The organism is Staphylococcus sp. 11007852, from assembly GCF_011394325.1.
Lineage (GTDB): Bacteria > Bacillota > Bacilli > Staphylococcales > Staphylococcaceae > Staphylococcus > Staphylococcus agnetis.
This window is the reverse complement of sequence record NZ_JAANBJ010000042.1, coordinates 39,616-51,068: the sequence shown is the minus strand read 5'-3', so window position 1 is coordinate 51,068 and position 11,453 is coordinate 39,616. Positions and strand designations below refer to the sequence as shown.

The window sequence follows — 11,453 nt, the reverse complement described above, 5'->3', positions numbered from 1 at the left end:
TTATATGAATAAGACATCATCTTTAATATTTAAAACTAGCAATTGTATTAAAATTGATACATCACTTTAACAAATCAAATGCGTTTAATAGTTCAATATCTTAAAATCAAGGATTACTCATCATAAGATATTAAACGCATCACATCATAATCTTTTATTTTTTCAATTCCATTTAGATATGCTAACTCTATAATAAAAGCAATGCCAGCAACAATACCGCCTTGTTGTTCAACCAATTTAATGGCAGCTTCAATTGTACCACCTGTTGCTAATAGATCATCGGTAATCAACACACGTTGACCTGGTTTAATCGCATCCGCATGCATCGTTAAAACGTTACTGCCATATTCTAAATCATATTCGTAACGAATCACTTCTCGTGGTAATTTGCCTTCTTTACGAACAGGCGCAAACCCAATACCCATAGCATACGCGACAGGACATCCGATAATAAAGCCACGTGCTTCTGGACCTACTACGATATCAACATTTTTTTCTTTAGCATACTTTACAATTTGATCCGTAGCATACCCATATGCCTCACCATTATCCATAATTGTAGTAATGTCTTTAAAATTAACACCTTTTTTTGGCCAATCTTGCACCTCTGAGACATATTGCTTTAAATCCATGCTTTTCCTCCTCATTCTTCCTTTTGCATCGCATTTTCCATCCATTGTTGTAAAGCTGGAAAATCGGAATATAATAACTGCTTTTCTACTTCTATTCGATGTAACCGTCCTTGATAAATACGACTAGAAGTAATGTCTTGTTTGGTAGCAGTTGTATCGATTTTTATTATACCATTATTTTGTGTGATAAATTGTAAATCGAGGAACACTTTTAATATAAATTTTAACAATTGTGGTTCAATTTGTAAGAAACGACTCATGTTTAAGCCCTCTTTTGTAAGGTCAATCTCTTTTTGTTGGTATAATAGCTTATAACATTTTTTAAAGGTATCAATTTTCGGTATACCTTCGAAATATATCGATTTTTGGTGTGTAAATTGAACATAAACTTGTGATGCCGAAATATGTTGCAAGCTCTCTTTGAAATCATCTATTGTGAGAGGTAGCTCTAAGAAAACACATTTCTCATAATCACTAGGTATAGGTTCTCCATAATAATATTCATGTTGATGTCGTTTGTCGCTGCTCGGATGAATCAAATAGCATGTATTAGAAGTTGTCTCAAATTGTGGCAACTTTTTGTTTTTACTACGATAATCAAACATTTGGCGTTCATTACTATGGATATCGGTAACAATTAGTTGCGGCGTTCGGTTACCGTTCCACTCGTTTATTTGCAATTCACCAATCGCATTAATGTGTTGATTAGGCATTATTTCGTGGATACGAGAACCTTCATTCCAAAAAAGCCCTTGAAGTTTTTGTTCTACAAATGAAATTTTTAAATGATTTTGTTGTTGACCAATCGCCCTAGCCTGTTGAATTGTTAAATGATTTAATTGAAATAACGGGCGTTCGAATTGCATACCAAATGGACGCAAACGTTCTAAAGACGCAATATTTTCTACAGTGACAGTATCAAGCGCAACTGCCGCATCGATATATTTTTCAGGTTGAAGTGCATCTTCTTTATATTGATTTTTCATGACTTCGTTAAGCGCCTGTTTTAAACTTTCAACATTTTCAATAGGCAGTGTTAAGCCAGCAGCAGCATGATGTCCTCCAAATTTATCTATTAAATCGGCTTGAGTAGATAACAATTCGAACATTGAAATTTGTGAGATACTACGTGCAGAGCCTTTAGCATGTTGCTTTTCATGATCAATATTCAAAATCATGGTTGGTCGTTGATAGGATTCGACGATTCGAGATGCTACAATTCCTAAAATTCCTTCATGCCAATCCTCTTGATATAAAACTAAAAAACGTTGTCCTTCTGCAACTTGTGCTTGAGCCATAATCATAGCTTCTTCAGTTACAGCTTGCACAATTGTCTTACGTTCTTGATTAAAATGTTCTACTTGTTCTGCTAAAAATTGGGCTTCATCTTCATCGTTTGTCATCAACAATTCAGCGGCTAAACTCGCATCGTCTAAACGTCCAACCGCATTCAATCTAGGCCCAATCGTAAACCCAATTGTTTCTTCATTAACTGCATCATCATAATTCGCTTCATTTAATAATGCTTTGAGCGCAACTGGCATATCATGATTGATCAATTTTAAGCCTTTACGGACGATACTTCTATTTTCATCGCGCATCGGAACTAAATCTGCAATCGTTCCTATCATGGCATAAACCCAAAAGTAGTCAGGAATGTCATCTAGTAAATGTTGCGCGAGTTTTAGTGCTACACCAGCACCACATAAGTATTGAAACGGATAATCATAATCAGGGTGCATCGGGTGTATGATGGCATAGGCATTTGGCAAAGTGTCACCCATTTCATGATGATCGGTTACAATGACATCTACACCTAATTGCTGAACCATATCGATTTCATGGTGTCCTTGAATGCCATTATCAACAGTAATGATTAATTTAACACCTTCGTCATAGGCATTTTTAAAAGCTACCTCACTGGGCCCATAACCTTCAGAAAAACGATTAGGTATATACCAACCGACAACGGCGCCTAATTTTTTTAAAGTTTGTACTAAAATGGTTGTTGACGTCACGCCATCAGCATCATAGTCACCATAAACTAAAATCGGTTCCTCTGCATTGATAGCTTGTTGGATACGATTTGTCGCACGTTGTATATCACTTAAACGTGCTGTATCATGAGTAACCGTTTTTGCATTTAACATTTGGTCAATATCTTCGTAACTTGTTATTCCTTTACTTTCTAAAATACTTTGCATTAACGGCGTAATATTAAAAGTTTTAATTGTATCTTCAGTGATTACGTTATCCGTTTTTTTAGTAACCCATTTATATTTAGATTGAATCATTACTAACGCCTCATTTCACTCAAACATTATATCAAAAATATGTATGAGAAACATTAAAGGGATGAATCATTTGAGGATTCATCCCTTTAAAATTATACTAATACTTTTTCATCATTACTACGTTTGCGTTTATAAACTGTTAATTTATGATGTTCAGATTTGCGTAATTCACGTTTCTTTAAAATGCCCCATAACGGAACGGCAATAAAGATAGATGAAAATACACCGGAAACTAAACCAATCAATAATGCCAGTGAGAAATTGAAGATACTTGATGCACCAAGTAATAATAACGCGACTACTACGATGACTACTGTTAATACAGTATTTACAGAACGAGTTAACGTTTGTCTGATAGAACTATTAACAATATAATCAATTTCTTCTTCTTTCGTGATGACTTTTACTTTTCTTAACATTTCCCGTACTCGGTCAAAAGTAACAATCGTATCATTAATGGAATAACCTATAATCGTCAATACGGCAGCGATAAATGTTATATCGACTTCTAATCGGAATAAGCTAAATACAGCAATAATCATAAACGCATCATGTAAAAGTGAAATGATTGAAGATATACCCATACGCCATTCAAAACGCAGCGTGATATAAATAATCATGCCAATGGAAGCTAATAAGACCGCTAACATTGCATTTTTAGCTAACTCTTGACCAATAACCGGAGATACAGTATTTACAGTTGGATCATGACCAAATTCTTTTTGAATCAATGATTTTACTTTAGAAACTTCTTCTTTAGATAAATCATGTTTATATTGCATAGAAGCTTTTGTATCATTAGTGCCACCGATAGACAATTGATCTGGTTTCAAGCCAATTGATTCCATTTTCTTTTCAACTTGGTGTTGCTTTAAAGCATGGTCACTTTGTGCATCAATACGTGTACCCGCCGTGAAATCAATACCTAAGTTAAGTTTGAAAATAAATAATATGATAACCCCGGCTGCAATGATTAAACCACTAACAGCAAAAAGAGGTTTAGCAAGTTTCATAAAATCAATACGATCGTACGGTGTACTTAATTCTGAAACATCTTTACCTTCGTTAATATCATGAATTTGATTTTTCTTAACACCAAACCACCATAATTTTTTCTTAAACACGTTAGAATAAACGATAAGTGATAATAGTAATCGTGTTAAAAATACAGCTGTTACAAAGCTCATTAGAATGGCCAAGAGTAACATTGTAGCAAAACCTTTTACTGAACTTTCACCAAAGAAAAAGAGTACAGTTGCGGCTAATACCGTTGTTAAATTGGCATCTAGTATTGTAATAAATGATGACTTGTTGGCTTTTTTATAGGCTTGTTTTAAGTTACGCCCTATTCTGAGCTCATCTTTAATACGTTCATACATAATAATGTTAGCATCAACTGCCATCCCAACCCCAAGTACTAATGCAGCAAGACCAGGTAGCGTAAGTACACCTGAAATGAAATTGAATGCCAATAATGTCAAGTAAACGTATGTTGTTAACGTAATTACCGCAATAATACCAGGCAAGCGGTAGAATAATGTCATAAAAATAAAGATGAGACTAATACCTATAATAGATGCGAAAATTGTTTTTTGGAGCGCGTCCTGACCAAATTGTGCACCTACAGATGTTGAGTAGATTTCATCTAATTTAACTGGTAAGGAACCAGAATTTAATAAGTCTGCGATTTGTTTCGCCTCAGTGATACCTTTTTCACCTTTAAAACCACCTGAAATTTCAACATTAGGTGAATTAATAGGTTGGTCTACAGAAGCAGCAGAAACGTATTTTGGTTTTTCTTTCGTTTTCTCTTTATGATAGCTATCGCCTTTTTGATAATCTAACCATACGACCATTACATTTTCTTGCTTTTTAGAGATTTCTTCTGTAACTTTTTTAAATTTGTCACTATCTTTTAATTTAAATGTGACGGCAGGTTGATTTGTGTTTTGTTTAAATTCCTGTTTAGCAGAACCTTGAACTAAATCTTTACCTGTCAATTTGATTTTATCATCGGCATCTCTAATCGTTAAATTAGCTTGTGATGATAAAATTTTTCGTGCTTGATCTTGGTCTTTCACGCCCGCTAATTGGACACGAATTCGGTTTTGATCTTCGACTTGAATTTTTGGCTCAGAGACCCCTAAAACATTGACACGACGTTCTAATGTTTTAGCAGTGGACTGGACGGCAGTTTTATCGATTTTGTCACCGTCAGAGAGTGGTTTTACTTGATATAAAACTTCAAATCCACCTTGTAAATCAAGTCCTAAATTAACATCTTTGACTACATTTTTATACGTTGCAGCCATGCCGCCAAAGAGCAATACGACTAACAGTAAAAAAGTAATCAATTTACTGACTTTTTTCACATAAACACCTCTTTTTAGCTTATGAAACTAGCATACTTTAGTTATAGTTTAGCACGCAAGTTATTTTAATATATTAAAGTTATCTTAAACTTGCTTCCATTAAATAATTTTATGAATTTTTAAACGTTTATTGTAAAGTACCACACTACTTTTTAACGTTCACGTGTTCAACCAATTTATAACTGTACGCCTTTAATATCATTTTTTCAAGTTATTTACAATTCACACAGAATTATCATAAAAAAACGGGATTGAAATCATACATGACGTCTTTGATTTCTCATCCCGATTCAATCCTTATTTTCAAATTATGAAGGATCTACTTGTTTAATTGCTTGTTTTTCAAATGTCATTTCAGTGCCTTTTCCATTAACAACAACAACAGCAGTTGTTTCATCTACAGCACGCACTGTCCCTTTGATACCACCAATTGTCGTTACACGTTGACCTGATTGTAATTGGGAAACCATTTCACGATGTTCTTTCGCACGCTTTTGTTGCGGACGAATCATAAAGAACCACATAACTACAAAAAGTAGGATTAATGGTAATAAACTAAGTAATGAAGACATAAAATAAACTCCTATCTAGAAATTTTTCGGATTTTCAACATTAAGACCATATTGTTCGAAAAATTCTTCTTTAAAATCTAAAAGACGGTCTTCTCGAATGGCTTGTCTAATGTTCTCCATTAATTTTAGCAGAAAATGAAGGTTATGATAAGTAGTTAAACGTATACCGAACGTTTCATCTGCTTTAATTAAATGTCTTAAATAGGCACGCGTATAGTTTTTACATGTATAGCAATCACAATTTTCATCTAACGGTCTGAAGTCATCTTTAAATTTTGCATTTTTAACAACTAGTCGACCATGAGACGTCATACAAGTCCCATTTCTAGCAATACGTGTGGGCAATACACAATCAAACATGTCCATACCACGTATACTACATTCAATAAGTGCATCTGGAGAACCCACACCCATTAAATATCTCGGCTTATTTTCAGGCATAAATTGTACTGTGTGCTCAACCATATCATACATCACTGGTTTTGGTTCTCCGACTGATAAACCACCAATCGCATAACCAGGAAAATCTAGTTTTACAAGATCCTCGGCACTTTGCTGACGTAAATCTTTATATTCTCCGCCTTGAATGATGCCAAACAATGCTTGATCTTCAGGACGTTGGTGTGCATCTTTACAGCGTTTCGCCCAACGCGTGGTGCGTTCTATAGAATCTTTAACGTACTGATATTCAGCTGGCATAGGTGGACATTCATCAAATGCCATAATAATATCTGAACCTAAATCATTTTGGATTTTAATAGAATCTTCAGGTGACAAAAATAATTTTGAGCCGTTGGCATGGTGTCTAAACTCAACGCCTTCTTCACTAATTTTACGTAAATCACTTAAACTAAATACTTGGAATCCACCCGAGTCTGTTAAAATCGGACCATCCCAATTCATGAATTTATGAAGCCCCCCAGCTTTTTTTACAATATCATTTCCAGGTTGTAACCAAAGATGATACGTATTACTAAGGATAATTTTCGCTTCCATCGCTTTTAAATCTTCTGGGCTCATCGTTTTTACCGTTGCTTTAGTCCCTACTGGCATAAACATCGGTGTTTCAAATGAACCATGTGGTGTATGAACAATTCCTAGACGGGCACCAGATTGTTTACACGTCTTGATATGTTCGTAAGTAACTGCTGGCATAGTCAAAACCTCTCTATATAATAATCATTGCATCTCCAAAACTAAAAAATCGATATTTTGCATTGACCGCATGTGTATATGCGTTTAAAACATACTGTGTTGAACTAAAAGCAGACACAAGCATCACTAATGTTGATTTTGGTAAATGAAAATTTGTAATTAAGCCATCAATGGCTTTAAATTCAAAACCAGGATAGATAAAAATATTTGTCCATCCACTTGCTTGCGTAAATTCACCATGATCTCTTACTACCGTCTCTAATGTTCGTGTTGAAGTTGTACCTACGGCAATAATGCGGTGACCTTTTGCTTTTGTGTCATTCAGTAATTGAGCTGTCTCTTTACTCACTGTGTAATATTCGCTATGCATTTCATGTGCATTGACATCCGTAACACTAACAGGTCGAAACGTTCCTAAACCTACATGAAGTGTCACAAATGCAATTTGAACACCTTTATCTTGTACTTTTTTCAACAAATCATCGGTAAAGTGTAAGCCCGCTGTAGGTGCTGCTGCAGATCCAGTTGCTTTTGCATAAACCGTTTGATAACGGTCACGGTCATCAAGCCGTTCTTTAATGTATGGTGGCAGTGGCATCTCACCTAGTTCATCAAGACGCTCTTGTAAAATTCCTTCATAATGCAATCGCATTACCCTGCCACCTTGATCTAACTCTTTCATACACGTCGCTACAATTTTACCATCACCAAAAGAGATAGATTGGCCAACCTTTATTCTTTTAGCAGGTTTTAAAAGCACTTCCCAATCATCGCCTTCAATATTGGTAAGCATTAACATTTCTACTTTGGCGTTTGTTTCTTTCTTTAACCCAAACAACCGTGCAGGCATGACTTTAGTATCGTTTAATACGAGTGTATCTCCAGGTTTGAAAAATCGAATAACCTCTTTAAACTGTAAGTCCTGAATATCACCTGTCTCGCGGTTCATATATAAAAGTTTGCTCGTGTCGCGCTCTTTAAGTGGTGTTTGAGCAATTAAGTTTTCAGGTAAGTGATAGTTAAAATCTTCTATATTCAAATTAGTCCCTCATTTAAACAGAATAATTAAAATGTGCGTAAGCTTTAGGTGTTGCTTTTCGACCTCTTGGTGTGCGTTCAATAAACCCTTGTTGAATTAAGAAAGGTTCATACACATCCTCTATAGTGATACGTTCTTCTCCTATAGATACGGCGATGGTGTCTAATCCGACTGGACCACCACGATATTGTTCAATTATACATGCCATCATCTTATGGTCGATATAATCTAGACCCTCTTCATCAACTTGAAGTAAGTCTAATGCATATTTTGTAGTTTCAATATAAATTTGATCGTCTTCATTAACTTGTTGAAAATCTCGAATACGTTTTAACAAACGATTGGCAATTCTTGGGGTACCTCGACTGCGCTTGGCTATTTCAAGGGCGCTTTCAGAATCGATCATTGTCCCTAACACTTCTGCAGTACGGGTAATGATTTGTTGTAGTTCTTCGGTTTTATAATATTCTAACCTTAAATGAACCCCAAATCGATCGCGTAAAGGACTTGTTAAACTACCAGCTCTCGTAGTTGCACCTACTAACGTGAATGGAGGCAGATCAATACGTATACTTCTCGCTTCTTCACCTTTTCCGACCACAATGTCTAGAAAAAAATCTTCCATTGCTGGGTAAAGGACCTCTTCCACTACACTACTTAATCTATGAATTTCATCAATAAACAATACGTCACCAGGTTGTAAACCAGTTAAAATAGCAGCCAAGTCACCAGGACGTTCTATAGATGGGCCTGAAACTGTGCGTAAATTCACATTCATTTCATTTGCTATAATATGTGATAATGTCGTTTTCCCAAGGCCAGGAGGACCGAATAACAATACGTGATCTAATGGTTCTTTTCTAAGCTGCGCTGCCTTAATAAAAACTTCCAAATTAGATTTTATAGATGATTGACCGATATACTGACGTAAACGATCAGGACGTAATGATAGTTCAAAATCATGATCTTCTACCGTTTCGTGACCATCAACCATACGTTTTTTATCCATTGAACTCCTCCTTAGTTATGAAATGAGTTGTTGCAAACCAAATTTAACTGCTTCATCTACAGTATCAAATGACTCTTTAGCCATTTTCTTTTCAATCCTATTGAGTTCTCGTTTAGAATATCCTAATGCTTCTAATGCAAGAATTGCTTCGTCTTTAAACACGGATGTGTTGGTATCAGATTGTATCATGAGCGTAGCATCTTGCTCTTCAGTCACAACTACTTTCCCTTTTAAATCTAAAACAATTTGACGTGCTGTCTTTTTACCGATTCCAGGAAATTGTGTTAAATACGCATCATTTTCACTCTCGATTGCTAATTTCACTTGGTTAGGTGTACTTGCTGTCAGTATGGCTAATGCAGATTTCGGTCCAATGCCAGTCACTTTAATTAAACTTAGAAACATATCTTTTTCTTCATTATCTATGAAACCATAAAGCAATTGCGCATCTTCACGAACGATTAAAGCTGTGTAGATGATACATGTGTGATTAAGTTGACTTTGGAAACGATAAGAATTAGGCGTTTGAATTTCATATGCGACACCAGAAGACGTTTCTACCACCACATGTGTCGGATATAAATGTTTCAGTGTTCCTTTAATATATGCGTACATATTCATATCTCCTTACATATTCATTCCGATAATATCTACGTTATGTACATTATCTAATTGACGCAATGTATTAATGATATCGTATACATTTAAATCGGTCTTACTGGCATTTAAAGATAACGTGATTGACGCTTTTTTATCTATAGGGACACTTTGGTGAATGGTTAAAACCGATAAATGAAGTTGAGAAATTTTATCCAAAATCGTCGCAAGTGTGCCTACTTTATCTGTCACAAATAAAATAATCGTAAATTCTTTAGAAGCATTGTTGACCTCATCTAAAGGAAAAATGGTATCTCTATATTTATAAAAAGCACTTCTTGAACAGTCGTGAAGTTTTACTGCCTCTTGCACGGTTAATGATGGATTGTCTTTTAAGCTCTCTTTTACGCGAAGTACTTTTGAAACCACGTAAGGCAAAACATCTTCCCGTATAAGAAAATACTGATATTTCATTTTAACCCGCTCCTATTATTCTACAAATTCAAATTCTCCACCTAGAATACGAACGATATCACCATTTTCAGCACCGCGTTCACGTAACGCATCATCAATACCCATTGAGCGCATTTGTCGAGCGAATCGTCGAATAGCTGGATCGCTATTGAAGTCCGTCATCTTGAAGAGTCGTTCTATTGCATTACCGCTGACAACATAAGCACCATCATCATCACGAGAGATTGTAAACTTATCTACAGACGGCGTATGTTTATAAACAACACGGTGAATGCCAGGCGTTTCCTCCTCAGCATTGAAATCAATATCTTTAACAGATTCTAGAGTGTTGGCAATTGAATATAACAGTTGATCAATATTTTCTCGCGTATATGCCGAAATTGGTATGATTGTAACATCTTCCTCGAGCTGTTCTTTAAACAATTCAAGTTGTGCTTCGGCTTCAGGCATATCCATTTTGTTTGCAACGATAATTTGAGGACGTTTCTGTAATTTTTCTTCATAAGCGCACATTTCTCTATTTATAGTTACATAATCCTCGTAAGGATCGCGCCCTTCCATGCCGCTCATATCAATAACATGAACAATAACTTTTGTGCGTTCAACGTGGCGTAAAAATTGATGACCAAGCCCAACACCTTCTGATGCACCTTCAATAAGACCAGGTAAATCAGCCATAACGAAACTACGTTGATCTGGTGTAGTTACTACACCTAAATTGGGTTGAATTGTTGTAAAATGATAGGCTCCTATTTTTGGTTTAGCTTTAGACACAATGGAAAGTAAAGTAGATTTTCCAACACTTGGAAAACCAACAAGTCCAACATCGGCTAACAATTTCAGTTCCAAAGTTACTTCTAGTTCCTCACCAGGTTCTCCATTTTCACTAAAATCCGGTGCAGGGTTTTTAGGCGTCGCAAAACGAGAGTTGCCTCTACCGCCACGCCCCCCTTTAGCTATCGTTGCACGTTGCCCGTGCTCTACTAAGTCAGCTAATGTCTGTTCTGTTTCTACATCTTTTACAATAGTACCTGGAGGCACTTTTAATACAAGATCTTCAGCATTTTTACCATGCATATTACTGCTTTGTCCGTTTTCACCTTTTTTAGCTTTGAAATGGCGCTGAAAGCGAAAATCCATTAAAGTTCTTAAACCTTCATCCACTTCAAAAATGACAGATGCGCCACGACCACCATCGCCGCCAGCTGGACCACCAAAAGGAACATATTTTTCACGGCGATAAGCTGTAATGCCATTACCTCCGTCTCCTGCTTTTAAAAATATTTTAACTTGATCGACAAACATGATT

Annotated in this window: 10 protein-coding genes; all 10 read right to left on the bottom strand. The window is 35.8% G+C overall.

The features are described 5' to 3' along the window. Positions 1-113: 113 nt before the first annotated feature. Positions 114-632: an adenine phosphoribosyltransferase gene (locus G8Y85_RS12275; protein ID WP_037565470.1), complete on the bottom strand. Its 519-nt coding sequence runs from the start codon at positions 630-632 to the stop codon at positions 114-116. Between the two features lie 11 nt (positions 633-643). Beyond that, a complete protein-coding gene (gene recJ / locus G8Y85_RS12270) occupies positions 644-2,926 on the bottom strand; it encodes a single-stranded-DNA-specific exonuclease RecJ (RefSeq protein ID WP_165805933.1) in 2,283 nt (760 codons plus the stop codon). 92 nt (positions 2,927-3,018) lie between these two features. Next, the gene (secDF, locus tag G8Y85_RS12265; RefSeq protein ID WP_105995570.1) at positions 3,019-5,298 is read right to left on the bottom strand and encodes a protein translocase subunit SecDF; all 2,280 of its coding nucleotides are present in this window, start codon (positions 5,296-5,298) and stop codon (positions 3,019-3,021) included. 308 nt (positions 5,299-5,606) lie between these two features. Beyond that, positions 5,607-5,870 carry a preprotein translocase subunit YajC gene (gene yajC / locus G8Y85_RS12260; protein ID WP_039645397.1) on the bottom strand — a complete coding sequence of 88 codons (264 nt, stop codon included), beginning with the start codon at positions 5,868-5,870 and terminating at the stop codon, positions 5,607-5,609. A gap of 15 nt (positions 5,871-5,885) precedes the next feature. Next, on the bottom strand, positions 5,886-7,025 hold the full coding sequence (tgt, locus tag G8Y85_RS12255) for a tRNA guanosine(34) transglycosylase Tgt (RefSeq protein ID WP_060551194.1): 1,140 nt from the start codon (positions 7,023-7,025) through the stop codon (positions 5,886-5,888). Positions 7,026-7,038: 13 nt separating this feature from the next. Next, on the bottom strand, positions 7,039-8,064 hold the full coding sequence (queA, locus tag G8Y85_RS12250; RefSeq protein ID WP_107371445.1) for a tRNA preQ1(34) S-adenosylmethionine ribosyltransferase-isomerase QueA: 1,026 nt from the start codon (positions 8,062-8,064) through the stop codon (positions 7,039-7,041). Between the two features lie 13 nt (positions 8,065-8,077). Beyond that, positions 8,078-9,073, bottom strand: coding sequence for a Holliday junction branch migration DNA helicase RuvB (gene ruvB, locus G8Y85_RS12245; protein ID WP_060551196.1), 996 nt, complete (start codon positions 9,071-9,073; stop codon positions 8,078-8,080). A gap of 15 nt (positions 9,074-9,088) precedes the next feature. Continuing rightward, on the bottom strand, positions 9,089-9,688 hold the full coding sequence (gene ruvA / locus G8Y85_RS12240; protein ID WP_165805932.1) for a Holliday junction branch migration protein RuvA: 600 nt from the start codon (positions 9,686-9,688) through the stop codon (positions 9,089-9,091). A gap of 12 nt (positions 9,689-9,700) precedes the next feature. Continuing rightward, positions 9,701-10,144 (bottom strand): ACT domain-containing protein, encoded by a 444-nt coding sequence (locus tag G8Y85_RS12235; RefSeq protein WP_037565478.1) that lies wholly within the window; start codon positions 10,142-10,144, stop codon positions 9,701-9,703. A gap of 15 nt (positions 10,145-10,159) precedes the next feature. After that, positions 10,160-11,449, bottom strand: a complete 1,290-nt coding sequence (gene obgE, locus G8Y85_RS12230; protein WP_103345285.1) for a GTPase ObgE — start codon at positions 11,447-11,449, stop codon at positions 10,160-10,162. Positions 11,450-11,453: the final 4 nt, after the last annotated feature.

Coding starts and splice junctions, on each gene's coding strand:
- recJ (WP_165805933.1), bottom strand. CDS start 2,926: ATGATTCAATCTAAATATAAATGGGTTACTAAAAAAACGGATAACGTA.
- G8Y85_RS12275 (WP_037565470.1), bottom strand. CDS start 632: ATGGATTTAAAGCAATATGTCTCAGAGGTGCAAGATTGGCCAAAAAAA.
- G8Y85_RS12235 (WP_037565478.1), bottom strand. CDS start 10,144: ATGAAATATCAGTATTTTCTTATACGGGAAGATGTTTTGCCTTACGTG.
- tgt (WP_060551194.1), bottom strand. CDS start 7,025: ATGCCAGCAGTTACTTACGAACATATCAAGACGTGTAAACAATCTGGT.
- yajC (WP_039645397.1), bottom strand. CDS start 5,870: ATGTCTTCATTACTTAGTTTATTACCATTAATCCTACTTTTTGTAGTT.
- ruvA (WP_165805932.1), bottom strand. CDS start 9,688: ATGTACGCATATATTAAAGGAACACTGAAACATTTATATCCGACACAT.
- ruvB (WP_060551196.1), bottom strand. CDS start 9,073: ATGGATAAAAAACGTATGGTTGATGGTCACGAAACGGTAGAAGATCAT.
- obgE (WP_103345285.1), bottom strand. CDS start 11,449: ATGTTTGTCGATCAAGTTAAAATATTTTTAAAAGCAGGAGACGGAGGT.